The sequence below is a fragment of the Mycobacterium sp. ITM-2016-00317 genome, from assembly GCF_002968295.1.
Classification (GTDB): Bacteria; Actinomycetota; Actinomycetes; order Mycobacteriales; family Mycobacteriaceae; genus Mycobacterium.
Genome location: NZ_CP134399.1, coordinates 2,962,131 through 2,987,866, shown reverse-complemented (window position 1 = coordinate 2,987,866; position 25,736 = coordinate 2,962,131). Strand labels below are relative to the sequence as shown.

The 25,736-nt window shown below is 68.8% G+C and carries 25 protein-coding genes and 1 pseudogene; 4 read left to right on the top strand and 22 right to left on the bottom strand.

What is annotated here, in order from left to right; genetic code table 11:
* Window positions 1–88: 88 nt before the first annotated feature.
* The 15 genes and pseudogenes from C6A87_RS14245 to secA2 all read right to left on the bottom strand — a co-directional run bounded on the left by C6A87_RS14245 (window position 89) and on the right by secA2 (window position 13,205).
* Window positions 89–1,012 (bottom strand): LysR family transcriptional regulator, encoded by a 924-nt coding sequence (locus tag C6A87_RS14245; protein WP_311117784.1) that lies wholly within the window; start codon window positions 1,010–1,012, stop codon window positions 89–91.
* Entirely contained in the window at window positions 1,009–2,289 is a 1,281-nt protein-coding gene (locus C6A87_RS14240) for a TRAP transporter large permease (protein ID WP_311117783.1), read from the bottom strand. The genes C6A87_RS14245 and C6A87_RS14240 overlap by 4 nt, the downstream gene beginning before the upstream one ends.
* Window positions 2,286–2,864, bottom strand: a complete 579-nt coding sequence (locus C6A87_RS14235) for a TRAP transporter small permease (RefSeq protein WP_311117782.1) — start codon at window positions 2,862–2,864, stop codon at window positions 2,286–2,288. The genes C6A87_RS14240 and C6A87_RS14235 overlap by 4 nt, the downstream gene beginning before the upstream one ends.
* Window positions 2,861–3,658: an Asp/Glu racemase gene (locus C6A87_RS14230; RefSeq protein ID WP_311117781.1), complete on the bottom strand. Its 798-nt coding sequence runs from the start codon at window positions 3,656–3,658 to the stop codon at window positions 2,861–2,863. The genes C6A87_RS14235 and C6A87_RS14230 overlap by 4 nt, the downstream gene beginning before the upstream one ends.
* The gene (locus C6A87_RS14225) at window positions 3,655–4,656 is read right to left on the bottom strand and encodes a TRAP transporter substrate-binding protein (protein WP_311117780.1); all 1,002 of its coding nucleotides are present in this window, start codon (window positions 4,654–4,656) and stop codon (window positions 3,655–3,657) included. The genes C6A87_RS14230 and C6A87_RS14225 overlap by 4 nt, the downstream gene beginning before the upstream one ends.
* A 416-nt stretch (window positions 4,657–5,072) precedes the next feature.
* Window positions 5,073–5,693: a MerR family transcriptional regulator gene (locus C6A87_RS14220; RefSeq protein ID WP_311117779.1), complete on the bottom strand. Its 621-nt coding sequence runs from the start codon at window positions 5,691–5,693 to the stop codon at window positions 5,073–5,075.
* Between the two features lie 213 nt (window positions 5,694–5,906).
* Window positions 5,907–6,398: a bifunctional nuclease family protein gene (locus C6A87_RS14215; RefSeq protein WP_311117778.1), complete on the bottom strand. Its 492-nt coding sequence runs from the start codon at window positions 6,396–6,398 to the stop codon at window positions 5,907–5,909.
* 49 nt (window positions 6,399–6,447) lie between these two features.
* Window positions 6,448–7,192 (bottom strand): annotated as a pseudogene (locus C6A87_RS14210) (MerR family transcriptional regulator).
* A 23-nt stretch (window positions 7,193–7,215) separates the two neighbouring features.
* Complete coding sequence (gene garA / locus C6A87_RS14205) at window positions 7,216–7,689, bottom strand: glycogen accumulation regulator GarA (RefSeq protein ID WP_003932243.1); 474 nt, start codon at window positions 7,687–7,689, stop codon at window positions 7,216–7,218.
* A gap of 156 nt (window positions 7,690–7,845) precedes the next feature.
* Entirely contained in the window at window positions 7,846–8,241 is a 396-nt protein-coding gene (gene gcvH / locus C6A87_RS14200; protein WP_311117777.1) for a glycine cleavage system protein GcvH, read from the bottom strand.
* A 22-nt stretch (window positions 8,242–8,263) separates the two neighbouring features.
* Entirely contained in the window at window positions 8,264–9,028 is a 765-nt protein-coding gene (locus C6A87_RS14195; RefSeq protein ID WP_311117776.1) for a DUF881 domain-containing protein, read from the bottom strand.
* Window positions 9,029–9,030: 2 nt separating this feature from the next.
* Window positions 9,031–9,363 (bottom strand): DUF1290 domain-containing protein, encoded by a 333-nt coding sequence (locus C6A87_RS14190; RefSeq protein WP_311117775.1) that lies wholly within the window; start codon window positions 9,361–9,363, stop codon window positions 9,031–9,033.
* Complete coding sequence (locus tag C6A87_RS14185) at window positions 9,360–10,247, bottom strand: DUF881 domain-containing protein (RefSeq protein WP_311117774.1); 888 nt, start codon at window positions 10,245–10,247, stop codon at window positions 9,360–9,362. The genes C6A87_RS14190 and C6A87_RS14185 overlap by 4 nt, the downstream gene beginning before the upstream one ends.
* On the bottom strand, window positions 10,244–10,849 hold the full coding sequence (locus C6A87_RS14180; RefSeq protein WP_311117773.1) for a CDP-alcohol phosphatidyltransferase family protein: 606 nt from the start codon (window positions 10,847–10,849) through the stop codon (window positions 10,244–10,246). The genes C6A87_RS14185 and C6A87_RS14180 overlap by 4 nt, the downstream gene beginning before the upstream one ends.
* Window positions 10,850–10,859: 10 nt before the next feature.
* Window positions 10,860–13,205, bottom strand: coding sequence for an accessory Sec system translocase SecA2 (gene secA2 / locus C6A87_RS14175; RefSeq protein WP_311117772.1), 2,346 nt, complete (start codon window positions 13,203–13,205; stop codon window positions 10,860–10,862).
* 162 nt (window positions 13,206–13,367) lie between these two features.
* Between secA2 and C6A87_RS14170 the strand changes: the two genes are divergently transcribed.
* Window positions 13,368–15,284, top strand: a complete 1,917-nt coding sequence (locus tag C6A87_RS14170) for an ABC transporter ATP-binding protein/permease (protein ID WP_311117771.1) — start codon at window positions 13,368–13,370, stop codon at window positions 15,282–15,284.
* A 26-nt stretch (window positions 15,285–15,310) separates the two neighbouring features.
* Window positions 15,311–17,224 (top strand): ABC transporter ATP-binding protein/permease, encoded by a 1,914-nt coding sequence (locus tag C6A87_RS14165; RefSeq protein WP_311117770.1) that lies wholly within the window; start codon window positions 15,311–15,313, stop codon window positions 17,222–17,224.
* Here the strand turns inward: C6A87_RS14165 and C6A87_RS14160 are convergent.
* Window positions 17,196–18,704: an FAD-binding protein gene (locus C6A87_RS14160; protein ID WP_311117943.1), complete on the bottom strand. Its 1,509-nt coding sequence runs from the start codon at window positions 18,702–18,704 to the stop codon at window positions 17,196–17,198. The genes C6A87_RS14165 and C6A87_RS14160 overlap by 29 nt on opposite strands.
* Window positions 18,705–18,706: 2 nt before the next feature.
* Window positions 18,707–19,186, bottom strand: a complete 480-nt coding sequence (locus C6A87_RS14155) for a VOC family protein (RefSeq protein ID WP_311117769.1) — start codon at window positions 19,184–19,186, stop codon at window positions 18,707–18,709.
* Window positions 19,187–19,278: 92 nt separating this feature from the next.
* Between C6A87_RS14155 and C6A87_RS14150 the strand changes: the two genes are divergently transcribed.
* On the top strand, window positions 19,279–19,785 hold the full coding sequence (locus C6A87_RS14150) for a hypothetical protein (RefSeq protein ID WP_311117768.1): 507 nt from the start codon (window positions 19,279–19,281) through the stop codon (window positions 19,783–19,785).
* Here the strand turns inward: C6A87_RS14150 and C6A87_RS14145 are convergent.
* A complete protein-coding gene (locus C6A87_RS14145) occupies window positions 19,773–20,474 on the bottom strand; it encodes a TetR/AcrR family transcriptional regulator (RefSeq protein ID WP_311117767.1) in 702 nt (233 codons plus the stop codon). The two genes, C6A87_RS14150 and C6A87_RS14145, sit on opposite strands and share 13 nt — an antisense overlap.
* 72 nt (window positions 20,475–20,546) lie before the next feature.
* On the opposite strand from C6A87_RS14145, the gene C6A87_RS14140 reads away from it, so the two are divergent.
* A complete protein-coding gene (locus C6A87_RS14140; protein WP_311117766.1) occupies window positions 20,547–20,984 on the top strand; it encodes a nitroreductase/quinone reductase family protein in 438 nt (145 codons plus the stop codon).
* Here the strand turns inward: C6A87_RS14140 and C6A87_RS14135 are convergent.
* The 4 genes from C6A87_RS14135 to C6A87_RS14120 all read right to left on the bottom strand — a co-directional run bounded on the left by C6A87_RS14135 (window position 20,981) and on the right by C6A87_RS14120 (window position 25,688).
* Window positions 20,981–21,658 (bottom strand): hypothetical protein, encoded by a 678-nt coding sequence (locus C6A87_RS14135; RefSeq protein WP_311117942.1) that lies wholly within the window; start codon window positions 21,656–21,658, stop codon window positions 20,981–20,983. The two genes, C6A87_RS14140 and C6A87_RS14135, sit on opposite strands and share 4 nt — an antisense overlap.
* A 94-nt stretch (window positions 21,659–21,752) precedes the next feature.
* Window positions 21,753–23,159 carry an FAD-dependent oxidoreductase gene (locus C6A87_RS14130; protein ID WP_311117765.1) on the bottom strand — a complete coding sequence of 469 codons (1,407 nt, stop codon included), beginning with the start codon at window positions 23,157–23,159 and terminating at the stop codon, window positions 21,753–21,755.
* 10 nt (window positions 23,160–23,169) lie between these two features.
* Window positions 23,170–24,057, bottom strand: coding sequence for a sterol desaturase family protein (locus C6A87_RS14125; protein ID WP_311117941.1), 888 nt, complete (start codon window positions 24,055–24,057; stop codon window positions 23,170–23,172).
* Between the two features lie 62 nt (window positions 24,058–24,119).
* Window positions 24,120–25,688, bottom strand: a complete 1,569-nt coding sequence (locus C6A87_RS14120; protein ID WP_311117764.1) for a carboxylesterase/lipase family protein — start codon at window positions 25,686–25,688, stop codon at window positions 24,120–24,122.
* Window positions 25,689–25,736: the final 48 nt, after the last annotated feature.

The following is a 25,736-nucleotide window of genomic DNA, read 5'->3' as shown; positions in this document are numbered from 1 at the left end:
GGCGCCCTGGCAAACAGTCAATTGCGTTGTTCGACTTCGGATTAACAGATCCAATGCATCACGCCAGGAGATGTGTGGCGCTGGTGCGTCATCCGTTCGCGGTCACCACGGTGCGGCACCGTTCGGCGAACGCGCCTGCCCGCCTGCTCATCCGCATGGATTGCAGAGTCGCCACGACGACCCGCAGCGGCGCGATCTCGTCGGCCAGCGGCACCGCCACCACCCGGCCGCCTGCATAGGTGGTGTCGGTGGCCGGGCGCTGGTGCAACAGGCTGAAACCGTGCTCCTGGGCCACCATCGCGCGGACGGTCTCGTAGCTGCTCGACCGGTACTGCACGTTGGGGTGCATGCCACGCTCGGTGAACGCGCCGAGGAAATAGTCGCGACTGTGGGGAAGGTCGACCAGGATCATCGGCTCGTCCACCAGGTCGGCCAACCGCACGCTGCGCGCCCCGGCCAGCCGGTGGGACGCGGGAAGGGCAGCGTACGGCGGTATCTCGGCCAGCACGTCGCGATCGATACCGTCACCGAGGGCCAGATCGTAGGTCAGTGCCACCTCGGCCCTGCCGGATTCCAGGTACTGGCCGACCTCGCCGGCCACCGCCTCGGTGACGTGCACCTCCAGGCCCGGATGCTCGCGCTTGAGCCCGGCCAGGATCGACGGCAAATAGAACGGGGCGAGCGGGCTGAAGCACACCACCTGCAGCGGCCCCAGGAACGTCTGCGCGTCACCGGCGATCATCTCCAGCGCCTCGGCCAGCGCGGTGAGCGTCTGGCGGGCCCGCAGCAGCAGTTCCTTGCCGGCCGCGGTGAGGATCAGGCCCCTGGCGTGGCGTCGGATGAACAGCTGGACCCCGAGCTCCTTCTCCAGGTGGGCGACGGCCGAGGACACCGCGGACTGAGCCACGAACAGGTCCTCGGCCGCCCGCGTCATGCTCTCGCGTTCGGCGACCCGGATGAAGTACCGCAGCTGCGTCAGCGAGATGCCCCGCAGCTGGTCCACGCCGGTCACGGCCCGCCCAGCACCGTCGGCAGCCACGTCGCCAGCGGCGGGAACACGATGACCAGCGCCAGTACCGCGATGGTGGCCAGCAGGAACGGTGTGTTGGCGCGCAACACGTTCCACGCGTCGACCTTGGCGATCTTGGCAGCGACCACCAGCGACATCGCCACCGGTGGGGTGACCTGGCCGATGATGACGGTGAGCACGATGATGACGCCGAAGTGCACCGGGTCGATGCCCACCGCGATCATCGTCGGCAGCATCACCGGCATGATCACCGGGATCAGCGGGTCGAAGAGCATGCCGGCCAGGATCGCCGTCAGCGCCAGCACCACGACGTAACCGATCTGGACGTCGCCGGGCACGATCATGGTGGCGAAGTCGGTGAGCGCCTTGGGAAGTCCGGCCATCGCCAGCACCGCGCCGAGCGCGACCGACACCCCGACGATCAGCATCACCTCGCCGGTCAGCACCGCGGCCTCGACCAGACACCGGTAGAGCTTGCGCATCCCCAGCGTGCGCAACAGCACCGTGGAGATGACGATCGCGTACACGACGGCGAAGGCGCCTGATTCGGTCGGGGTGAACAGCCCCAGCACCAGGCCGAGCACTACGAGCACCGGGACGCCGAAGGCCAGGATCGACCCGCGGCCGGTGCGCCAGACCTCGGCCCAGCTGAACGGGAGTTTCTCGCCCCAGCCGTTGCGCTTGGCCTGGACGGCCACCACCACCATGAGCACCACGGTCAGGATCAGGCCGGGGATGATGCCGGCCAGGAACAGGGCGCCCAGCGAGGTGCCGGTGGCCGCGGCGTACAGGATCAACGGCGACGACGGCGGGATCAGCGGGCCGATGCCCGACGAGGAGGCCGTCACCGCAGCCGAGTAGGCCCCCGGGTATCCGTGCTTGCGCATCTGCGGGATGATCGTCGACCCGGTGCCGGCCAGGTCGGCGACCGAAGTGCCCACCATGCCGCCGAAGAACAGGCTGGTCGACACGTTCACCTGCGCCAGCCCGCCCGGCAACGGCCCGAAAAGGCTGCGCGCGAACGCGAATACCCGCTCGGCGATACCGCCGGCGTTCATCACCACCCCGGCCAGGATGAACAGCGGCATGGCCAGCAGCACGAAACTGCTCATCCCGTCGGTGACCTGTTGGGGGTACTGCAGCATCCAGGAGCCGGCCAGCGTCGCGTACAGCGCGACACCGCCCGCCATCGCGATGATCAGCGGGGTGCCCAGCAGCAGCAGGCCGACGATCACGGCCAGGGTGATTGCGAGTGTCACTCCTTCTCCTCGTCGATCTGACGCAGGATCGCCGCCCGGCAGCCGGGGAGCTGGAACAGCACGATCAGCGCCGCGGCCAGTGCACCGATCGGCAGCGCCGCGGTGAAGAAACCGCTGGGCAGCCGGAGGTACGGGACGGGATCGTCACCGAACTTGGTGACGTAGAGGTAGGCGAACCAGGCCAGGTGTAGCAGCACCGCGGCGGTGAGCAGGTCGGTGGCCAGCCGTAGCCACACCTGGTTGCGGATCGACAGCCGGCCGACGAAGGCGCGGATCGAGATCGATTCCCGCCGCCGCACGCCGAGGGTGAACCCCAGCATGGTCAGCCACAGCATCAGCCCGGTCACCAGTTCCTCGGTCCAGCCCAGCGGCGCGTTGAACGCGAAGCGCAGCACCGCGTTGGCGAACAGGATCAGCGTGATCGCCGTCAGCGCCGAGGCGGCCAGCACCTCCAGCACCCGGTCGATCAGCGTGTGGGTGCCCGGGACCGGATCCACGCCGACCGTGGAGTCGAACTGCATGGCGACGTCGTCGGGTTCGGCGATGGGGTGGTGCGCCCCGGGCACTGTCGTCATGGCCGGTCTCCTGTCGCCGGCGCGAGGCGGTTGTCCATCAGGGTGCCGAACCCGGGCCGGGCCGCGTGCACGTCGGCGATCTCCAGTGCGTACCAGAACGACGCCTGCACCGCGCTGATCACCGGCTTGCCCAGTGCGGTCTCCAGTGCCGCGATGGCCCCGACGCTGGCGAAGTTGGTGCAGCTGATGAACACCGCGCTGGACTCGCTGGTGTCGGTCGCCACGGCGAGGTCGTAGATCTGCTCCAGCGGCACCTGGGCCAGTTCCCAGTCGCTGGTGATCCCGAGCCCGACGCTGGCCACCACCGGATGGCCGTTGTCCCCGAAGAACCGGGTCGCGCGGTCGATCACCTCCTGCCGGTACGGGGTGACCAGGCTGATCGGGCCGGCGCCGACCGCCTTGAGCGCGGCGATGCTGGCCGTGGAGGTGGTGGTGCACCGGCCCTCCAGGCCGCTCCACTCCTCGAGATGGCCCACCAGCATGCGGTCCCACTCCGTGCCGTGCAGGAACGATGCGCTGGTGCCCCCGAAGACCAGGACGTCCAGCGGGGCCTGCGCCACCAGTTCCACCGCGGTGCGCAGCTCCGGTGACCGCATCATCGCGTCGATGCCGTCGACGGTGACGCTGGGCAGGGTCACCCGGCTGGTGTGCACGGTGGCCGCCGGTGTGGCCATCGCGTACATCTCGGCCTCCATCAGCGTGCTGGAAGCCATGTACACCAGTCCGATTCGGCTCGCGGTGTTCAGTGCGCCCAGCGGCAGCCGGGGCCGCTGAGTCTGCTGGGCGGGGGTCACTGGCGGTACTCCGACAGGACGCGGTCGGCGAAGTCACCGGGGATCTCGTCGGCGATCTGCTCGCGCACCTCGATGACGGCCTCGCTGAGCTGCTGCACGTCGGCGTCGTTGACCTCCACGCCGGCAGCTTCGAACTTGGCCAGCAGTTGCTGGTCGGCTTCGGCACCGGAATTGCGGCTGGTCTCCGCCGCGGCGGCAGCGGCCTTCTCCAGGCCCTGCTGGATCTCCGGCGACAGTCCCTGCCAGGTGTCCTCGTTGATCGTCAGGTACACCGGGCTGTAGATGTGTGAGGTCAGCGACAGGTAGCGCTGCTTCTCGTAGAAGGAGAACGCGTCGATGACCTTGAGCGGGTTCTCCTGTCCGTCGAGCACACCCTGGTCCAGCGCCAGGTAGGCCTCGCCGATGTCGATCTGGGTGGGGGCGGCGCCGAGGGCCTCGAACAGCGCGACACGCGCCGGGTTTCCGGGCACCCGGATCTTCAGCCCCGCCAGGTCTTCCGAGGTGACGATGGGCCGCTTGTTGTTGGTGATGTGGCGGAATCCGTTCTCGCCGAACCCGAGGACCCGCGCGCCCACGGATTCCACCAGCGAGTCGCTGAGCTCGTCACCGTAGGGCCCGTCGAGGAACTCCACGACCTTGTCGCGATCGGTGAACACGAACGGCATGTCCATGATGCTGAAGGTCGGGTCCAGGTTCGCCACCGACCCGCTCACCGCGGCGACGTCGATCGCGCCGGCTCGCAGACCCTGCAGCACCGCCTCCTCGTCGCCGATGGCGCCGCCGGTCTGCACCGTGAGCGACACCGAGTCGCCGAGCTCGTTCTGCACTTCGTCGGCGAAGGCAAGCAACATGTCCGCCAGCGGATCTCCGGCACTGGTCTCCACGGCCAGCATCAGTTCCGTTGCACCGGAGGGATTCTCGTTGTTGCTTGAGCACGAGGACAGGGTCAGCGATGCGGCCAGACCGCACATCGCGATCACCTTCGGTAATGACTTCATAAAAATCCTTCCACGCGAACAAGTTTCGGCGGTGCTCGACATCGGTGCCGGCTTCGTCGCCGGTGCGATCGGTCAAGATTCCGAGGTGAGGCTGGACCGCGTCAAGCAGTCAAAAGCGGCCGCTTGTATCTGTCAAACTGATGCCTCGTAACATGAAATTAACTGCCGCAGTGGATACTTCGTTGTTACACGGCGGAAACGCCGCCACGGTTGAATGCAGGTTTTGCCTACCGGTCAGAGGGCCGGAAAACCCGTGGTGGTGACCCGGGTGCAGCACGCGTTGGTCGCATGGACGAGCCCGGGAAGCGCGATGTGAGCAACGACACCCAGGCCTGCGCCACCGATGGTGTGTCCAACGCCATGCCGTCGCGGGCAACAAAAAAGGGCCGCCGAAGCGGCCCTCTCTGCAGAACTGGCTAACCGATCTTGCGGTCCCGGGTCTTGCGCCGCGACGCCAACTCGTCCTCGGGCGCGGAGATCGACTCCCCGCCGTCGGCGCGCTCGCCGGGGAAGTCCGCGATCGCGCCGGTGAGTTCACGCATCGCCCCGGACACCGCGATGCCGAACACGCCCTGGCCACCCTGCAGCAGATCGACCACTTCCTCGGCCGAGGTGCACTCGTAGACCGTGGTGCCGTCGGAGAACAGCGTGATGTTGGCCAGATCCTGCACGCCGCGCTGGCGCAGGTGGTCGACCGCGACGCGGATGTTGTGCAGCGAGATGCCGGTGTCGAGAAGTCGCTTGACGATCTTGAGGACGAGGATGTCCTTGAACGAGTACAGCCGCTGGCTGCCCGAGCCCGCCGCGCCGCGGATGGACGGCACCACCAGTGAGGTACGCGCCCAGTAGTCGAGCTGGCGGTAGGTGATGCCGGCGATCTGGCACGCGCTGGGCCCACGGTAGCCCACCAACTCGTCAGGCACCGAGTCGTCGGGGAACAACCCGCCCTGCACGGGCTCGGTCGTCACACGGGGGCCGTCGGCCTGTGGGGAGCCGGTGGTGAGGTCCAGTTGCTCCTGGCGTGGCCTGTCTCCCACTTGCGAATCCTCTCGCCGATCTTGACTCTGACCTGCGTGGGCGCACTCAACCCCCGCTTACACCCTGCCCGAGCCTCGCTCGAGCATACGCTTGACGGCGTCTGTTGACTGCCCGTCGGCCCCAAGTATGGCTGCCCGATTCGGGGTTTCAGAAAACCCGCACCGCGTGTCGAACCTGACGAGACGGATCCGTGACCAAGATCGGCGACCGGTTCAGGTCGCCTTGAAATCGTCGGGCGAGACGCTGTCGAGGAATTCCTTGAACTTCTCCACCTCGTCCTCGCGAACCGGACCGGACTCCTCGTCGCTCTCGTCGGGGATCAGCAGGCCGGCCTCGGCGAGCACGGCCTCCTCGACGTAGATGGGCACGCCGACGCGCAGCGCGATCGCCACCGAGTCGGACGGACGCGCCGAGACCTTGATGTCCCGGTCGAAGATCAGGTCCGCGTAGAAGGTGCCCTCCTGCAGATCCACGATGCGCACTTCTTTGAGTGAATGGCCGAGCGCGGCAATCACATCTCGGAACAGGTCGTGGGTCATGGGCCGCAGCGGTTCCACGCCCTGCTGTTCGAGAGCGATGGCGGCGGCCTCGGACTGGCCGATCCAGATCGGGAGGTAACGGTCGCCGTTGGACTCCCGCAGCAACAGCACGGGCTGGTTCTGGGGCGGCTCAACGCGAATGCCGATCACACGAACCTCACCCATGTGTGCCTACCCTCCGCACGCCGACGAACCCGTCCCTCGAGTCTAGTCCTCAGCGATCCAGAACGTCGCGTACGGCCGACTTGATCAACGACGTGTGCAACGTGATCGCCAACGCGGCCACTTCACGGGCCAGATCGTCGGCCCGGTCGCGGGCTCCGGCCTTGCCGCCCTTGCCGACCGGGCCGGCGATCTGCGCGATCAGGTCGGACTGCCGGTCGGCCGCGGAGCGGAACGCCCGCAGGTGACGGGGCTCCACGCCGTAGTCACCCAGGGCGCGTGCGCACTGGGCGATCACCACGGAGTGCTCGTCATAGAAGCTCGTGCCCGCACCCTTGAAGATCGGGGTGATGATGCCGGCCTTGACCAGCGCGGCCAGCAGGTCCTCGCCCACGCCGGAGCGTTCCAGCAGGTCCTCGCGGGTCAGCCGGGCCTGAGTGGGTGCCGCCGTGCCGGCGCGCGTCCGCGACGTCCCCGCCCACCGACACCAGGCGCGGCGTGGTGTACGCCGAACCCGGCTGTGGCAGTTCGCCATCGGGCTGGGCGTCCAGCTGGGCTTTGATCACCTTCAGCGGCAGATAGTGATCGCGCTGCGCGGTGAGGATGAACCTCAGCCGGGCGCAGTCGTAGGCGGTGAATCGCCGGTATCCGGACGCGGTGCGCTCGGGCGTGACGAGCCCCTCGGCCTCCAGGAAACGGATCTTGGAGATGGTGACGTCGGGGAACTCGTCGCGCAGCAGATCCAGGACGACGCCGATCGACATCCCGCGAAGTGACGGTGTGTCGGGTTGCGTCATCGCTGCTTACCGGGCGGAGTCACTCATTCGGAAGCGCCACCGTCGGCGCCCTTGGGCCCGGTCAGGAACACCAGGCGGAACTTGCCGATCTGCACCTCGTCGCCGTTGACCAGCACGGCCGAGTCGACCGGCTCGCGGTTGACGTAGGTGCCGTTGAGGCTGCCGACGTCGACGACCTGGAACTCGCCGCCCTCCAGCCGGAACTCCGCATGCCTGCGGCTGACGGTGACGTCGTCGAGGAAGATGTCGCTGTCGGGGTGGCGGCCCGCCGACGTGGTCGGCTGGTCGAGCAAGAACCGCGACCCGGCGTTCGGGCCGCGCTTGACGACCAGCAGTGCCGAGCCGACCGGAAGGCCCTCGACCCCCGAGACCGCGCTGTCGCCGCCCGCTGCGGGCGGCGCGTCGAGCTCGTTGAGGAAGTCCGCGCGGAACACCGAAGTGGTCTCCACGGTGACCTCGTCAGAGTCGGCCCCGGCGTTGAAGTCCTTGTCCGTCACCCGCTGCTCCTTACTGGCTGCTTGGCGATACCCGGCCGGACCTCCAGCCCGATGCACCGCTGGTGTCGACCGTACCGCGCATACGACCGCGTTGTGCCATCCACTGCCGGATCCGCACGTCGCGTTCCGGTCTGTCTGAACGACCCTAACAACACCTCAGTCCGTTGCGTGGGTGCGGTAGCCCTCCGCGTCGAGCAGACCGTCCAGGCTTCCCTGCAGCGAGCCGGCGTCGGCCTGCAGTTCCACCAGCCAGCCCTCGCCGTACGGGTCGGAGTTGACCAGCTGCGGATTGCTCTCCAATTCGTCGTTGACGGCAACGACTTTGGCGGTGATCGGGGCGTAGAGGTCCGACACCGACTTCGTGGACTCGACCTCTCCGAACGACTCCCCCGCCGTGAGCTGGGCACCGACGTCGGGCAGTTGGACGAACACGACGTCGCCCAGCGCGGACTGCGCGTAGTCGGTGATGCCGACACGCACCGTGTCGTCGCCGGTCTGCTGCACCCACTCGTGTTCGGCGGTGTAGGACAAGTCGGCGGGAATCTCGCTCACGGCGCTCCTTGATCGGTGTGGGTCATTTGACGGGCTGAGCGTATTGGCGCGGTTTCGGTTGCCGCAAGGCGGTGACGTCGACCCGCTCGGATTGTTCCACCACCATGGTGCCGCCGACGCGTTCGACGCTGTCCATCGCGCCGCCGGGAATGTTCATCGCGGCGGCCAGCGTGGGCGGGTCGCCGATCGCGACGACGGTGTAGGCGGGCCCCATGGTGACGGAGTCGACGACCAGCGCCCCGGGCCTGCCGACGATCCAGGTGGACACTCCGACCCGCACCGACACCGGTCGGCCGTCCTGCTGCCCGCGGATCTCCATCGCCTCGGCGCCCGCGGCGCGCAGCTCGTTGATCACGTCGAGCATGGTCTCCGAGCCCACCCCCTGGGCGGGGTCGGCGATGGTCAACGTCACGCCGGGCCCGGTCGCGGCGATGGTGCCGATCAGGATCGACAGCGCGGCCAGCCGAGCTCTGGCGTTCTCGATCGCGGCCTGGTCGTCGCTGCCGGAGGTCTGCAACTCGCTCAACGTCTGCTGCAGGTCGGCGACCTCGGTGTTCAGTGCTGCCTCGCGCTGCTGCAGCGAGTCGAGCAGCACCACCAGGTCGGCCGGACGGGCGGTCTCCAGCGAGTCACCGGAATCGGTCTGCCGGACCTGGGTGGCGATCCCCACCCCGAGCAGCAGGCACAGCAACACGGCCAGTACCCCGAACACGGCCTGCGAGCGGCCGCCCCCGCCCTCGGCGGGGCCCTCGTCGGGCGGGAGTTCGTGGCGGCCGTGTTCACTCATGCTCAGGCCCCGAACAGCCGCCGCCGAAGTGCCGCGGCATTGCCGAAGATCCGGATGCCGAGCACGACGATGATCGCCGTCGACAGCTGGGTGCCGACGCCGAGTTGGTCACCGACGTAGACGATCAGCGCGGCCACCAGCACGTTGAAGACGAACGACACGACGAACACCTTCGAGTCGAAGATGCCCTCGAGGTAGGCCCGCAGGCCCCCGAACACCGCGTCGAGCGCGGCCACCACCGCGATCGGCAGGTAGGGCTGGACGAACTCGGGCACGTCGGGGTGGAACACCACCCCGAGCGCGATGCCCACGACCAGAGCGACGATGCCGATCACTTGAGCCCAATCTGTTTGGCGAAGTTGATGTCTCGGACGGACCCGGCGGGCAGCACCAGCCCGTCACCGCCGGTGACGTTGACGCCGACGCCGTAGGACGTCTCCAGCAGCCGCAGCCGTTGCAGGCCCGCGCTGCGCTCGAAGCCGTCCTGCATGGCCCTCGGCGGTCCCACGGCGAGGATCGCATACGGGCTGGATACCGGCTGGTTGTCGACGAGGATGCCGCCGCCGGCCTGGCGGACCGTCACGTTGGGGCCGATCCGCACCCCGCCGACGGAGATGGCCTCGGCCCCGTTCGCCCACAGCGAGTTCACCACCAGCTGCAGGTCCCGGTCCAGGATGACCTGCCTACTGCCTTCGACCCGCTGTTTGGACACGTCGGTCAGATTGCGCGACATCCCCGGGTCGGTGACGGTGACGGTCAGCCCCGGCCCGATCACGGGTGTGGCCGCGGCCTCGCCGTCGGCCACGTCGAGCTCGCCGAGCAGTTGCCGCCCGGTGGCGTCGCCCTCCAGCCGGCTGCGCCGTTCGGCGTCGACCCGGTCGGTCAGTTCCGCGCGGCGGACCGCAGCCGCATCGGTGGCCGCCTCGGCCGAGCGGACGCTACCTGCCAGCACCTGCTGGGTTTCCCGCACGCCGGGTGCGGTGTCGCGGGCCTGCGCCCAGGCCAGCGCGAAGACGGTGGCCACCAGGACCGCCGCCAACACCTGCCACAGCGCGTCGGAGCCGCGCCGGCGCGGCCTGCCTGACTGTGCGGCGGCGGCGTAGCCGGGGTCGAGGTGTTCGGTCAGCAGCGACCGCAGTAGTGACGGCACCGGGATGCGCGTGGGCGCGCCCGCCTTGTCCGCGTTGCGCCCGGAGTCGAATCCCCCCATCGTGCTCATGACGGCGGCATCGTGCGCATGACCATCCTGACCTGGATCAGGTACAGGACGCCCGACCACAGATACATCGCCAGGCCCCAGATCAGGAAGCCCCAGCCGGCCGCCAGCACCACCCGGCTCCACTGGGCGTCGAACTGGCCGCCCAGCACCAGTGGGAGCCCGACCATCAGCGCGAACGTCGCCGCCTTTCCGATGTAGGTGACCGGCAGCGCCGACAGCCCGCGGCTGCGCAGCAGCGGGAGGGTGGCGGCCAGCACGGCGTCGCGGCCGAGCAGCGCTGCGACGAACCACCACGGCAGCAGGCCGACCGCGGCCATCGTGATCGGCACGGTGATCATGTAGATGCGGTCGACGGCCGGGTCCAGCAGCTCCCCGAGCCGGGACGACTGGTTGGCGTAGAGCCGGGCGATCTTGCCGTCGGCCCAGTCGGACAGCCCGCTGAAGATCAGCACGGCCAGCGCCCAGCCGGTCGCGTCGGCGACCAGCATCAGGTAGAGGAACACCGGGACGAGCACAAGGCGGATCACCGACAGCGCGTTGGGCACTGTCAGCACCTTGTCGCGCGGTGCCACCGCATCCCCTTGTCCGAAGGTGCGGGCCATGCCGGTAAACCTAGCGGAACACCCCGGGCAGGCTCAGCGCCGAGAGGGTGTCGTCGGCCAGCGGGTTGTCGTGGACCATGTAGGTCCACGTCGACGTCGGGCGGGCCAGTTTGGACAGGTCGACCCCGGGCTCGTCCTCGATCGACGGCGCGGTCTCGAAGGTCTGCTGAGCCGCCTCGATGGCGTCGGCAGCCAGGGACGCGAACGCGTCGACGGCCATCCGGTGGAACTCGTCGAGCGGGTTCTGCCTGCCCAGCGCGCGCAGGTGGATGCTCTCCCGGATATCGGCCAGGAACGCCAGGTGGTCGGCCCAGGCCCGGTCCAGGTGGTAGAGCATGATCAGCCGGCAGATCTTCTCCAGCTTCTCGTCGGCGTCGTCGCCCAGGCGGGCGCTGACCTCCTGGTAGCGCTCCGGCGCCAGCTCGGCGATCTCGTCGCGGGCCGTCGCGGTGCGTAGCAGGGTGTCGCGCCGCTCCACCAGGATCGCGCGTTGCTGCGCGATCAGCTGGTTGTAGCGCCAGGTGTTGGAGTGCACGTCGAGCAGCCGGCCCTCGGCGACGCGTTGGGCGTGCTCGAGCAGGGTCGCCGCCTTCGGGCTGAGCACCCGGCCGTTCTCGTCGCACTCCAGTGGCAGCTTGTTGTCCTCCAGGTGCGACGCGACCAGGTCGTCCTCCCAGCTGGAGAAGAACACCGAGGTGCCGGGGTCGCCCTGGCGGCCGGCGCGGCCGCGCAGCTGGTTGTCGAGGCGTTCGGTGTGGTGGCGTCCGGTGCCGATCACGTGCAGACCACCCAGCTCGGTTACCTGGTCGTGGCTGGACTCGTCGGAGCCGCCGAGCCGGATGTCGGTGCCGCGGCCGGCCATCTGGGTGGAGACGGTGACCGCACCGAGCTTGCCGGCCTCGGCGATGACGGAGGCTTCCTCGGCGTCGTTCTTGGCGTTCAGCACGACGGCGGGCACCCCGGCCTTGACCAGCCTCGCGTGCAGGTCCTCGGACTCGGCGACGTCCCGGGTGCCGACCAGCACCGGCTGCCCGGTCTGGTGGATCTCGGTGATGTGCTCGACGACTGCGTCGTTCTTGGCCGCGATCGTCACGTACACCCGGTCGGTCTCGTCCTCGCGGATGTTGGGCTTGTTCGGCGGGATCGGTGAGACCCCGAGCTTGTAGAACTGCCGCAGCTGTTCACCGGCCGCCAGCGCGGTGCCGGTCATGCCGCACACCCGGGGGTACCGGTTGACGAGTGCCTGCACGGTGATCGTGTCGAGCACCTCGCCGGTCTCGGTGGTCTCGATGCCCTCCTTGGCCTCCACCGCGGCCTGCAGTCCGTCCGGCCAGCGCTGCAGCGTCGCGATGCGTCCGCGCGAGGCGTTGATCAGGTGTACCGCGTCGTCCCGCACGATGTAGTGGACGTCGCGCTGCAGCAGCACGTGGGCGTGCAACGCCACGTTGATCTCGGTGAGCGTGGTCGCGACGTGTTCTTCGGAGTACAGGTCGATCCCACCGAGGGCCGCTTCCACCTTGCGGGCGCCGGACTCGGTCAGGTGCACGTTGCGGCTGTCGGTGTCGGTGGCGTAGTCCTCGTTCTCGTCGAGCTCGCCGACCAGCCGGATCAGCTCCAGACGCGGGGTCTCGCGGTGGCTGGTCCCGGCCAGCACCAGCGGGACCAGTGCCTCGTCGACGAGCACCGAGTCGGCCTCGTCGATCAGCGCCACGTCCGGGTTCGGCGAGACCAGGTCGGCGACGTCGGTGACCAGCTGATCGCGCAGCACGTCGAAGCCGATCTCGTTGACCGAGGCGTAGGTGATGTCGCAGGCATAGGCGGCGCGGCGCTCGGCCGGGGTGGAGTCGGCGGTGATCCAGCCGATGCTCAGCCCCATGGCCTCGATCACCGGCCCCATCCACTCGGCGTCGCGCCGGGCCAGGTAGTCGTTGATGGTGATGACGTGCACGTTTCGCCCGGCGAGCGCGTAACCGGCCGCGGCGATCGCGCCGGACAGCGTCTTGCCCTCGCCGGTGGCCATCTCGACGACGTCGCCGGCCAGCATCCGCAGTGCGCCGAGCAGCTGCACGTCGAACGGCCGCAGGCCGATCGCGCGGTCGGCGGCCTCGCGGGCGATCGCCAGGAACTGCGGGATGTCGGCGGCGTCGGCGAGGTCACCGAGGTCGAGCAGCTTGGCGGCCTTGCGGAGTTGGTCCTCGTCGAGTTCGGCGGCCTTGGAGTCGAAGTCGGCCGCCTTGCGGACCAGCGACATGGAGCGGTCCTGGTCCTTGTCGGTGCTGGCGCCGAGCAGCTTCCAGAATCGGCCGGAGATCCGGCCGGTCTTCGCAGAGTCAGTCTTGGAGGAGGTGCGTGCCACACGATCACGTTACGCGCCCGCTTACCCTCGTTCGTCCCCTCGTGCGTCGTGGTGGTGATCTCGCCGCGGACGACATTCGGATAGTGGGGTGTCCCCGCCGCGCCCCAACCTGCGGTAACTTCGCCGCAGACCGTAACGCGTGCGGAGGGGGGCCACCCGGCGGTGGACACGGTTGACGCTCAGACGTTCCGGCCGACTCTCGACTGGAGCCGCGAGTTCTTCAATTCGCTGGTCTGGATCGGCACGACGTTTGCGGTGGCCGCCGTCGCTCTGCTGGTGATCCTGGGGTTGTTGAGCCGGTTCACCGAGTGGGGACGCCAGTTCTGGCGCGTGACGGGCGCGTACTTCACCGGCAGGCGCAGCGGGTTGGTCTGGTTGCTGTTCGGGCTGCTGTTGCTGTCGGTGATCATCTCGGTGCGGTTGAACGTGCTGCTGACCTACTACATCAACGATCTGTTCACCTCGCTTCAGGTGGCCTTCCAGGGCGGTATGGACAGCGGCGTCGCCGGCTTCTGGGCGTCGATGCGGGTGTTCGCGGTACTGGCCGCGTGTTTCGTGGTCCGGCTACTGGCCGACATGTACCTCACCCAGCGGTTCATGATGCGGTGGCGGATCTGGCTGGGCCGGCGCTTCATCGACGACTGGCTCGGCGACCTCGCCTACTACCGCGCCCAGTTCGCCGGCCGGCCGATCGACAACCCCGATCAGCGGATCCAGCAGGACGTCGACGTGTTCACCGCCGGTGTCGGTGGCACCCCGAACAACCCGATCTACAACTCGAGCAGCACCCTGCTGTTCGGCGCCGTGGAGGCGGTGCTGTCGGTGCTGTCGTTCGGCCCGATCCTGTGGCGGCTGTCCGAGCCGGTCACCCTCGGCGGGCTCACGCTGCCGCGCGCGCTGTTCTGGATCGTCGTCGTCTACGTGCTCATCGCGACGGTCGTCGCGTTCGTCATCGGACGTCCGCTGATCCGGCTCAGTTATGTGAACGAGTTGCGCAACGCGGGTTTTCGGTACGCGCTGGTCCGGGTGCGCGACGCGGGCGCCGCGATCGGGCTGTACCGCGGCGAGCCGACGGAGCGGTCGGTGCTCAAGGGCCGGCTGGACGGGGTGATGGACAACTACCGCCGCTGGCTGAACCGGATGATGCTGTACTTCGGCTGGAACGTGTCGGTGGGCCAGACCATCAACCCGCTGCCCTGGCTGGTGCAGGCGCAGGGGCTGTTCGCTCAGCGTCTCACCTTCGGCGACGTGTGGCAGTCGTCCAACGCGTTCGGCGCCATCCACGATTCGCTGTCGTTCTTCCGCAACGCCTACGACCAGTTCGCGAGCTACCGCGCGGCGATCATCCGGCTCGACGGCCTGGTCGACCAAAACACCCGCGCGGGCGCGTTCACCAACGTCAGCACCGAGCTTTCCGGCAACGGCGAGCTGGCGGTCCAGAAGGTCGAGGTGCGCAGGCCCGACGGCACGCCGCTGGTGCGCACCCTCGACCTGTCGATGGAAACCGGTGAGGCGCTGGTGATCACGGGCCCGTCAGGCATCGGCAAGTCGGTGCTCATGCAGAGCTTGGCCGGCATGTGGCCCTACGCGTCGGGCCGGGTGCTGCTGCCCGAGGGCCGCGACGAGACCATGTTCGTTCCGCAGCTGCCCTACTTCCCCGTCGGCGACCTGCGCACGGTGGTGTCCTATCCCCAGCCGTCGGGCACGTTCGAGGACCGGCACATCCAGAAGGCGCTGCTCGACGTCGCGCTGCCGAACCTGGTCATCCGGCTCAACGAGACGCAGGACTGGGCCAGGGTGCTCTCGGTGGGCGAGCAGCAGCGCATCGCGTTCGCACGCATCCTGCTGGCCCGGCCCAGGACGGTGTTCCTCGACGAGTCGACCTCGGCGATGGACGAGGGGCTGGAGCAGACGCTGTACCAGTTGCTGCGCGCAGAACTGCCCCGGACCATCGTGGTCAGCGTCAGTCACCGCACCTCCGTCGCGCCGTTCCACCACCGGCGCCTGGAGCTCATCGGCGGCGGCGAATGGCGGCTGGAGCGACTCGACGACCCGCAACGCCACGCCGCGACCCCGTAGCCAGGTCGCCGGGGTACCTTGCCCGAATGGAAACGTTCACCCCGACTCGCGACTGGGGCAATGAGCTGTGGACCTCGCTGTGGTGGGTCGCCCAGGGCTGGGCGTACGCAGCGGTCGCCACGATGGTGGTCCTGTTCCTCCTCGTGCGGTTCACCACGTGGGGTCATCAGTTCTGGCGCATCACCCGCGGCTACTTCACCGGCCCCGAGAGTGTGGTGGTCTGGCTGTGGCTGGCCGGGATGCTGCTGCTGGTGATGACCAGCGTGCGCTTGTCGGTGCTGTTCACCTACCAGGGCAGCGACATGATGACCGGCTTCCAGGTCATCGCGGGCGGGTTGAGTTCCGGCGACGACGCGGTCCGGCAGTCCGGGGCTGACGGATTCTGGCTGTCGATGTGGGTGTTCGCGATCCTGGCGGTGCTGAACGTGTCGTTGATCATGATCGACCTGCTGGTCACCCAGCGGTTCATGCTGCGCTGGCGCACCTGGCTCACCGATCAACTGACCGGCGACTGGCTCGACGGCAAGGCGTACTACCGGGCGCGGTTCATCGACTCGACCATCGACAACCCCGACCAGCGCATCCAGACCGACATCGACATTTTCACCACCGGTGTCGGTCCGCTGCCGAACCGGCCGAACAACACCTCGGGCTCCACTCTGCTGTTCGGTGCCGTGTCGTCGATCGCCTCGATGATCTCGTTCACCCTGATTCTGTGGAATCTGTCGGGACCGGTGACCCTGCCGTTCGTCGGCTTCGAGCTGCCCAAGGCGATGTTCTGGATCGGCATCCTCTACATCCTGTTCGCCACCGTGATCGCGTTCTGGATCGGCCGGCCGATCATCGGTCTGTCGTTCAACAACGAGAAGTTCAACGCGGCGTTCCGCTACGCGCTGGTGCGGTTGCGCGACGCGTCCGAGGCGGTGGCGTTCTACCGCGGCGAGCTCGCCGAGCGCACCGGGCTCCGCCGCCGGTTCCGGCCGATCGTCGAGAACTACAAGAAGTACGTGAACCGGATGGCCGGTTTCCTGGGCTGGAACCTGTCGATCACCCAGGCGCAGGAGCTGATCCCGTACATCGTGCAGTTCTCCCGCTTCTACAACGGCGAGATCACGCTGGGTCAGCTGTCCCAGACGGGCGCCGCCTTCCGCGCGATCCTGTCGGGCCTGTCGTTCTTCCGTAACGCGTATGACGACTTCGCCGGCTACCGGGCGGCGATCATCCGTCTGTACGGCCTGGTGATCGCCAACGAAGAAGGCCGGGCCCTGCCGTGTGTGGCCTGTGAGGAATCCCGCGACGGGAGCGTCGAAATCGACGACGTCGAGGTCCACACTCCCGACGGCAAGCAGCTGGTGAGTCCGCTCGACCTCACTCTGGAACCGGGTGACGCGCTGATGATCACCGGACCGTCCGGCAGCGGGAAGACGACGCTGCTGCGCAGCCTCGGCAAGCTGTGGCCGTACGCGTCGGGCACGATCAAGTACCCGATGGACACCAACCAGACGATGTTCCTGTCCCAGCTGCCGTACGTGCCGCTGGGTGATCTGCGCACGGTAGTGGCTTACCCGAACAACGCCGAGGACGTCGACGACGCGGCGCTGCGCGACGTGCTCAACCGGGTCGCGCTGCCCCATCTGGTCAACCGGCTCGACGAGGAGCAGGACTGGGCCAAGGTGCTCTCCCCCGGCGAGCAGCAACGCATCGCGTTCGCCCGGATCCTGCTGACCAAACCCCGGGCGGTGTTCCTCGACGAGTCGACGTCGGCACTCGACGAGGGGCTGGAACTGATGCTCTACCAACTGGTCCGCGCCGAGCTGCCCGACACGATTCTGGTCAGCGTCAGCCACCGCAGCACCGTCGAGCAGCACCACACCCGGGAGCTGAAACTGCTCGGCGACGGCCGGTGGGAACTCAGCGAGCTGGAGCCCCAGCCGACCTAGGAGCGCGCCGCGCGGCGTGCTCTCCCGCCCGCCTGCCGAAAAAGGAACCCTCGCCGAGCTGGGTGCCGCTCGCGTATCCCTTGCCGTCCTGGGCGATGTTGCACGCGCACGCGCCGGCGGCGTACAGGCCGGGGATCGCGGTGCCCTCCGCGCGCAGCACCTCGCCGTCGATCGACACCGTCAACCCGCCCATGGTGAACCCGGAGTACATCGCCCGGCCCAGCGACAGGTCGAACACCGCCCACGGGCCGGTGTCCTGCGGCGCAACGTATTCCGGCTGTTTGTGGAAGTCGGGGTCGACGCCCTGCGCCGCGTTGGCGTTGTAACGCTCCAGCGTCGCGGCGACCCGGCCCGCCGGGATGCCGAGCTCCTTCTCCAGTTCCTCGATGGACTCGTAGCCGTCGAGGAACTTGATCAGCGGCATCTCCGGCATCTGCATGTGCGCCTCGTCGACGATCAGGTACGCCGTCTGCTCGGGCTGTTCGAGCACGAAAGCCGATGTGCGCGAATGGTAGGAGTCCTCGGCGACGAACCGGTCGCCGTTCTTGTTCACGATGATCCCGGTGAGCAGGATCTCGGGCGGGTAGGCCGCCGCGGTGATGAACAACTGGTCCAGGTTCGCGGCCACCCCGCCGGCCGAGACACCGAGTTTGATCCCGAGACCGTCGTCGTTGGGGTTGCCCAGGATGTACGGCGCGACGGTGCCGTGGTGTTTGGTCTTGCGTTCCTGGCCGAGCGCGGGGGTGTACTCGGCCACCATCTCGGCGTTCATCGCGAACCCGCCCGCGGCGATGATCACCGACTTCGCCTTCACCTCACCGGTTTCGGTGAAGTGCTTCCACCGCACCCCGACGACCGCGCCGTCGTCGCCGGTGACCAGCGCGGTCGCCCCGGTCTCGTAGCGGATCTGCACCCCGAGCTCGGCGGCACGCTTGAGCAGCAGGTCGATGACCATCGAGGCGCCGCCGAGCTCCCCGGGCACCGGCACCGAGTGCCCGCGCGGAGCGGGCCTGGCCTGGTCGCAGAACGGCCACACCTTCTCGTTGCCGGTGTAGGACAGCCCCTCGGTGCCCGGGGGCACCACGACCTTGCCCGGGTAGTAGCTGCGTTCGAATTGGAAGCCAAGGCCCTCAAGCCAATTGAAGTGCTCGACGCTGCCTTCGCAGTAGGCCCGGATCTTGTCGTGCTCGGGGTCGCGCGACTGCGACACCAGGTACTTGTACATCTCCTCGGCACTGTCCTCGTGCCCGGTGGCCTGTTGCACCGCGGTGCCGCCACCGAGGTAGAAGTGACCGCCGGCCATCGAGGTGGTGCCGCCGGCTGCGGCGGCCTTCTCCAGCACCAGGACGCGGGCGCCGGCCGCGGCGGCGCTGACGGCGGCGCACCCGCCCGCGATGCCGAACCCGATGACCACGACGTCGGCCTCGTCGGACCAGGACGTGACGTCGCCGACGGGCACGGTGTCCGGGATGTGCTGCATGCTCACTTCTGCTGCTCCTGTTTGATGTGGTCGAAAAGCGCCTGAATTTCCGTTGGCACGTGAGCGAATTCGATGAACGGTACTCCCGCGTCCGCCGCGCTTGCATAGGCGAACCTCATGCCGCCCGGCATCGTGCCTGCCATGACGATGTCGGCCCGGGCCACCGCGTCGTCGAAGCCCGCAGCGTCGAACGCCCGGCACACGTGGTGCAGTCCGGGTCCGCACCGGTCGAGGAACTCCCGGTAGATGCTCTGCCCGCTGACCGGGGAGATGACCTCGAGTTGGGTGTCACCGGCGTAGCTCAGCGAGATGTCGGCGACGTGGTCGGCGGGCCTGCCGCGGTAGGTGCAGGTGTCCGGACCGAAATGCACTCCGGGCATGCGCACCCAGGTCCGGGCACCCAGGAGCGACGTCAGCGCCGTCTCGGTGGCGGCGAGGTCGTCGGTCACCCAGGCAATCTGGACAGGTGTCTGGTCAAGCATCCCTGAGAGGATATCGCCAGCAGTGCGGACAAGCTAGAACGTGTTCTATTCGACGGGCTAACAGACGGGCGGCCCGACGCGATAATCCCGGTATGCGCCTCACGATTCTGGCCGCGATCCCGGCCCTGCTGCTCGGCGCGGGCGTCGCTCACGCGGAGCCGACCGAGGTTCCCGCCGAGTTCCCCGACGTCAGCGCCTATCCCGCCGTCGACCCGGGGCCGTACGCGGTCTACGGGGCGCATCCGAGCCTGTCGGGGTGGGAGTTCCGGACGCCGGCGGGCCTGCACTGCCGGTCCAGTCTGATCCCCGACCTCGGGGTGTTCTGCGAAGGGCTCGTCTCGGTCGGCGTGTCACTGACCAGACCTGCTGCGCTGCGCGAACCCGATCCCGGTCCGGTCGAGGGCGACCGTCTGCTGTTGCCCGTCGGTGCCCGGATGGACACAGGCAACGGTGTGGTGTGCGCCGTGCCGGACGCGGCCACCCTGGCCTGCCTGGCGGCCAAGCCCGCGTCATGGTCCGCCGACACACCCGACCCGCCCGACCGGCAGTACGGCGAGCACGGGTTCGTCGTCGGGCCCGCCGGCACTCAGTTGTTCTGACCCGGAGCGCGCTGTTCGAGCAGATCGGACAGCAGCGCCACCTGGGCGTCGAACAGCGCCGAGGGCTCGGAGAACGTGTCCGGCCCGTACTGGCCGAACACCTCGAGGCTGATCGCGCCGACCAGCGTCGCCCATAAAACCATGCTTCTGGCCATCACGGCGTCGTCGAGCGCGACCCCGAACTCCTTGCGCAGGCCGTCGAAGTCCGCCGAAAGCGGTTGCGGTGCAGCATCGCCCGGCGAAGGGATGTCACCGGCGGCGACGCCCGCGCAAACCACCTCCAGCAACGCCCCGACCACGCGGGTGCCGGGCCCGACGGTCTCGTCGCGCGGCGCGCGATAGCCGGGGACCGGGCTGCCGTAGAGCAGCGCCCAGACGGCCGGCCGCTGCACCGCCCATTCCCGCGCGGCCCGCGCCATCGCCGTCAGCTGGTGCCGCCATCCCCCACTCGCTGCGTCGCGGGCCTGCTCGACGGAATCGGCGAGCTCGGTGTAGGCGTCGACCAGCAGCAGGGTGAGCAGTTCGTCCCGACTCGCGACGTATCGATAGACCGCGGAGGACACCATGCCGAGGTCGCGGGCGATCGCACGCAGCGACAGTCCCGCCGCGCCGTCGGTCGCCAGCCGTGCGCGTCCGAGTTCGACGATCCGGCGCTCGAGGCGGTCCCTGGCGTCCTGTCGCTTGCCCACGCCGGTCAGTGTGGCATCCTAAAAAGAGAGAGCGGTGCTCTCTCTTTAAACCGCCAGAACGGAGAAGAACAGATGACAGTCCGCTACGACGCCCCCGGGCCGGGGGCCCGCATGTTCAACACCGTCGTCCGTCGCCTCGCCGAGGCCGGGATCAGCATCCAGGGCAGCACCGCGATCCGGGTTGCCGGCCGCACCTCCGGCCGGCTGCGCGGGGTGGTGGTCAACCTGATGACCATCGACGGCCGGCGCTACCTGGTCTCCCCGCGGGGCAACACACAGTGGGCGCGCAACGCCCGTGCGGCCGGGCAGGTGCAGACCGGACCGCGGTGGCGGTCGCACACCCATGCCCTGGTCGAGGTCGACGACGATGCGAAGCCCGAACTGCTCAAGCGTTACCTGGACCGGTGGTTCTGGCAGGTCAAAGGCCACGTCGGGGGTCTCACCCCCGAGTCGACCGCCGATGAGTTGCGCGCGGCCGCGCCGTCGATCCCGGTGTTCGAGCTCCGCTAGTTGGCGGGCGTGACGGTCGCCGAGGCCGCCGACACGGTGTCCGCCTGGGCCTGCTGGCTGGCCACCTCCCACGAGATGGCGGCGGGCAGCGTGCCCCAGGTGCTGTTGAACAGCCCGATCAGCACGGTGCGCCCGTCGGGGGTCGGGGTGTAGACCGGGCCGCCGGAGTCGCCCTTGCGGCTGACCACGCCGTTGGTCATGGTGAACCAGCCGTTGTTCACCGACTCGATGGTGCCGCAGCTCTCGCCGGTGACCACGCCGAAGTGACACACCGGCATGCCGCGCATGGGCTGCACCGCGGAATCGGTGACCAGCACCTTGCCGCCGGGCAGCACGTTGTTGACCGCGACGTGCGGGGCGAGATGGATCACCTCCCAGTCGGTGATCTGGTGATTGGTGTCGACCGTCATGCCGTCCGGGGTGTTGTCGCGGAACGTGCCCTGGGTGCCGATCATGGTGCCGAACTTGTCGGAGACGGTGCCCGACGCGCGGCAGTGGCCCGCGGTGTAGCCGATCCGGGTGTGCGGATCGACGTAGCCCAGCGTGCACAGCACGGTGTCCTGGTGGATCTCCATACCGGGGAAGACGAGAACGCCGGGCTGGGCCTGCGCGGGCGCCGCCTGCAGCACGACGGCGAGCAGGGGCGCGAGGACCGCGAACAGCACGTGCAGCATCCGAGACGACAACCGAGACACAGACCCCTCCGCCCTACCGTGATGATGATGTAACCGGCTCATCGCGGTTGGATAAAGGTCCGTTACAAACGGTTCAGGAGTCGAAGCCCAGCCCTGCCGCGTCGAGGGCCTTGAGCAGCAGGTTGCGCCGACCGGCGGAATGGTCGGCGCGATCGAGTGACCAGCGGGTGGCCTGGATGCCCGCGCTGGCCAACGGCTCGGGCGGGAACGGCAGCGGCTTGCGGCGCACCATCTCCAGTTCGGTGCGCGGCGTCGGTGTGCCGTCGAGCAGGTCCAGACAGACGTCGGCGGCGAACCGCGTCGCCCCGACGCCGAGCCCGGTGAACCCGTTGACGTATGCGACGCGCCCCTCCCGTGCGAGTCCCCAGTGCGCGCAGAACCGCGTGTTGGTGTCGATCGCGCCCGCCCAGCGGTGGGTGAACGTGACGTCGTCGAACTGCGGGAACGTGACGAAGAAGTGCGCCGCGAGCCGGCGGTAAGTCTCCGGCCGGTCCTCGTAGGCCGACTTCACCTTCCGGCCGAAGTGGTAGACGGCGTCATAGCCGCCCCAGACGATCCGGTTGTCCCGGGTCAGGCGGTAGTAGTGGAATTGGTTGGCGCTGTCGCCGATACCCTGCCTGCCGCCCCAGCCGACGCGGGCCAGTTGCGCGTCGGTCAGCGGCTCGGTGGCCAGCACGTAGTCGTAGACCGGCACGGTGTAGAGCCTGTTGCGGCGCAGCAGGCTGGGAAACACGTTGGTGGCCAGCACCACCTGGCGGCAGGTGATCGCGGGTCCGTCGGTGTGCACCCGCAGCGCGGCTCCCCCGGAGTCGATCCGCGTCGCGGTGGTGTGCTCGAACACCTCGACGCCGACCTCCCGGCAGGCGCGGGCCAGCTCCAGGGCCAGCTTGGCCGGGTTGACGATCGCGCACGTGTCGGCGCTGAACAGGCCCGCCCGGTAGGTGGGCGAGTCGACCTGGTCGCGGACCTGGGTGCGATCGAGGAACTGTCCCTGCCCGTCGGCAGCGGCCTCGGTCAGCCACTGCACCTGGTGCGGTTCGGTGGCCACGGTCAGCATGCCCGTGCGTTCCCACTCGACGTCCAGGCCCAGCTCGGCGATCTCGCCCTGCATGCCGTCGAGATTCTCCAGGCCCATCCGCTCGAGGGTGTCGAGTTCGTCGGGCCAGCGCGACTTCCCGTTCTCGTAGCCGTGGGTCAGGCTGGCCTCGACGAAGCCGCCGTTGCGTCCCGAGGCGGCCCAGCCGATGCGGTCGGCCTCGATGAGGACGACGCGCCGGTCGGGGTGGCGGCGGGCCGCGTGCAGCGCGCTCCACAGACCGGTGTAGCCGCCGCCGATGACCAGCAGGTCGCAGGTGACGGGGCCCGACGGCGGCGGGAACTGCGGGCGCGCGATGTCCAGCCACACCGAACCGTGGGTGCTGGTGGCCAGCGACCGGTCCACCAGCGCGGGGTCGACGTGGGCGTCGAAGACTGTCTGCACAGCGCGCACACTACGTCCTGGCATGCGCGGCTGTCCCGGTCCCGGACGTGACGGGTGGCTGCCATCCCGGCGGCCCGAAGACGTGGCCGAGTTTGGCCCGCCACCCGCGTGCGGCGCGCAGGTCGCGGGCGATCGCGACGTACTCGTGGGTCTGCAGTTTCCAGATGTTGAACGTGTTCACCGGCTTGGTCAGGCCGTAGCGCGGCCGGTGCACCTCGGGCTGGAAGGTGCCGAACATGCGGTCCCAGATGATCAGGACGCCGCCGTAGTTCCGGTCCAGGTAGAGCTGGTCCATACCGTGGTGCACGCGATGGTGCGACGGTGTGTTGAACACGAATTCGACCGGCCGCCAGAGCTTTCCGATCCGCTCGGTGTGGATCCAGAACTGGTAGATCAGGCTGACCGAGAACGCGAAGAACACCATCCACGGCGGCACTCCCAACAGTGGCAACGGGATCCACATCAGGATCTCGCCGCTGTTGTTCCACTTCTGCCGCAGCGCGGTCGCGAAGTTGAAGTACTCGCTGGAGTGGTGGGCCTGGTGTGTCGCCCAGACCAGCCGAACCCGGTGCGCCATCCGGTGATACAGGTAGAACAGCAGGTCGACGCCGACGAGCGCGATCACCCAGGTGTACCACTGCGACGCGGACAGCTGCCACGGCGCGAGATAGGCATAGATCGCGGCATAGCCCAACAGCGCCAGCAACTTCCACGCGCTCATGGTGGCCATCGACACCAGCCCCATCGAGATGCTCGTCCACGAGTCCCGGGTGTGGTAGGCGCCGGCGGCCGGGCTCGCGTCTTCCGGGTCGGCGTGCTCGAGCTTGCGCGCGGCGGTCCACTCGATGATCAACAGCAGCAGGAAGAACGGGATCGCGAACAGCACCGGCTCGCGCATCTGTGGCGGCAAGAAGTCCAGGAACTCCACGACGAGCACCTCCGAGGTGATTCTCTACTGCTCTACAGGAAGCTCAGGACGTCTTCGCCCCAGGCCCGGCGGACGCCGGCGTCGAGGTCGTCGACCACCGTGTCCTGCTTGTCGATCACCAGCGTCGCACGGTCCTCGGCGCCGTACGGCCGCCACGGCGGAGCGTCACCGGCGTCGGGTTCGCCGGTGGCGGCGAAGTTGACCCACCGTGCCCGCATCCGCTCGGACACCGCCATCCCGGCCTTGCGCCCGCCGAGGGCGAAGGTCGGATCCTTCCGGCCCTTGCCGAAATTGCCCCAGACGAACGGCAATTCGGTCGCATGCGCGGCATTCATGCGGACCGCGCGCAGCAGCGGGGTCGCGAAGTCGAAGCGGTACAGGTACACCGGCGCGACCGACCGGTGCCCGTCGGCGAACCAGATCGACGGCATCCGGAACCCGAGGTCGCTGGTCAGTCTGAGGCCGTGGGCCTTGCCGCGCCCACGGTAGGTGCCTTTGAGGGTGTCGTGGCCGGGCAACGGCAGGCCGGGCTGTTCGGCCTCGATCTCGGCGAACATCGCCTTGATGGCTTCGGGCGCGATCGGCAGCAGCGGCGACTTCATGTACCGGAACAGCGCGGCCTCGTTCTTGTTGGTGCCGATGATCAGCGGCACCGGGTGGGTCAGACCCTTGCGGGCCGCGTGCACCGGGTAGTCCGGCAGGAGGTCGCCGTCCACGGTCGGCGCGAACGCCAGCCTGCCGGGGGTGCGCACCGGCACCTCGTCGAACACCACGCGGGACGCGGCGACCAGCGCGTCGACCGGGGCGTCGGCGAGCCGGTGCAGATCGTCGCGGCCGGCGCCGAGCACGTCGAGGAAGCGTTCGGCGATCCGTTGCGCACGGCTGAGGTCGTAGATGGAGGTGGCCGGTGCGCTCTGCGCGATCCCCTTGCTGAACAGTCCGGCCGCGGCGGGGCTGGCCAGCAGCGAGGTCACGATGCCGCCGCCGGCGGACTCGCCGAACAGGGTGACCCGGCCGGGGTCACCGCCGAACGCGGCGATGTTGTCACGCACCCACTCCAGCGCGGCCAGCACGTCGCGCAGCCCGAGGTTGGTCGCGAAGCGTTCACTGCCACCGCCGAGCGTGGACAGTTCCAGGAAGCCGAGTGCGCCGAGGCGGTAGTTCACGGTCACCACGACGGCGTCTCCGCCGGTGGCCAGCGCCCGGCCGTGGTAGAGCGGCTGGCTGGCCGAGCCGAGAATGTAGGCGCCACCGTGCACCCACACCAGGACCGGTTTGCCGTCGCCGGGCTGGGTGCCCGGGGGCGCCCACACGTTCAGCGTCAGGAAGTCCTCACCCTGCGGGGCGCCGAGGTCGATCGGGATCTTCGGGTCGGTGGGCTGGGGGCACACTGGCCCCACCCGGCCGGCGTCGGCGGGCTCTGACCAGCGCGGGGGCGCCTGGGGCGCCCGCCACCGCAACTCCCCGACCGGCGCGGCCGCGTAGCGGACGGCGCGCCAGGACCTGACGGTGCCGTCGTCGACGCCCCGGACAGGTCCGTTGGTGGTGTCCACGACGGGGCGGGCAACTGCTGAACTGCGGGGGGATGCGTCCGCGGTCATGCCGAAGCTCCTTCGCTCGGGTTCCGGTACGCCACTGTACCAGCGGCG

Bases quoted from the DNA above. Each gene is read 5' to 3' on its own strand.
- C6A87_RS14165 (WP_311117770.1), top strand. From the start codon at position 15,311: ATGGAAACGTTCACCCCGACTCGCGACTGGGGCAATGAGCTGTGGACC.
- C6A87_RS14195 (WP_311117776.1), bottom strand. From the start codon at position 9,028: ATGAGTGAACACGGCCGCCACGAACTCCCGCCCGACGAGGGCCCCGCC.
- C6A87_RS14155 (WP_311117769.1), bottom strand. From the start codon at position 19,186: ATGCTTGACCAGACACCTGTCCAGATTGCCTGGGTGACCGACGACCTC.
- C6A87_RS14125 (WP_311117941.1), bottom strand. From the start codon at position 24,057: ATGCGCGAGCCGGTGCTGTTCGCGATCCCGTTCTTCCTGCTGCTGTTG.
- C6A87_RS14160 (WP_311117943.1), bottom strand. From the start codon at position 18,704: ATGCAGCACATCCCGGACACCGTGCCCGTCGGCGACGTCACGTCCTGG.
- C6A87_RS14140 (WP_311117766.1), top strand. From the start codon at position 20,547: ATGACAGTCCGCTACGACGCCCCCGGGCCGGGGGCCCGCATGTTCAAC.
- C6A87_RS14235 (WP_311117782.1), bottom strand. From the start codon at position 2,864: ATGACGACAGTGCCCGGGGCGCACCACCCCATCGCCGAACCCGACGAC.
- C6A87_RS14150 (WP_311117768.1), top strand. From the start codon at position 19,279: ATGCGCCTCACGATTCTGGCCGCGATCCCGGCCCTGCTGCTCGGCGCG.
- C6A87_RS14135 (WP_311117942.1), bottom strand. From the start codon at position 21,658: ATGCTGCACGTGCTGTTCGCGGTCCTCGCGCCCCTGCTCGCCGTCGTG.
- C6A87_RS14120 (WP_311117764.1), bottom strand. From the start codon at position 25,688: ATGACCGCGGACGCATCCCCCCGCAGTTCAGCAGTTGCCCGCCCCGTC.
- C6A87_RS14215 (WP_311117778.1), bottom strand. From the start codon at position 6,398: ATGGGTGAGGTTCGTGTGATCGGCATTCGCGTTGAGCCGCCCCAGAAC.
- C6A87_RS14185 (WP_311117774.1), bottom strand. From the start codon at position 10,247: ATGAGCACGATGGGGGGATTCGACTCCGGGCGCAACGCGGACAAGGCG.
- C6A87_RS14180 (WP_311117773.1), bottom strand. From the start codon at position 10,849: ATGGCCCGCACCTTCGGACAAGGGGATGCGGTGGCACCGCGCGACAAG.
- C6A87_RS14225 (WP_311117780.1), bottom strand. From the start codon at position 4,656: ATGAAGTCATTACCGAAGGTGATCGCGATGTGCGGTCTGGCCGCATCG.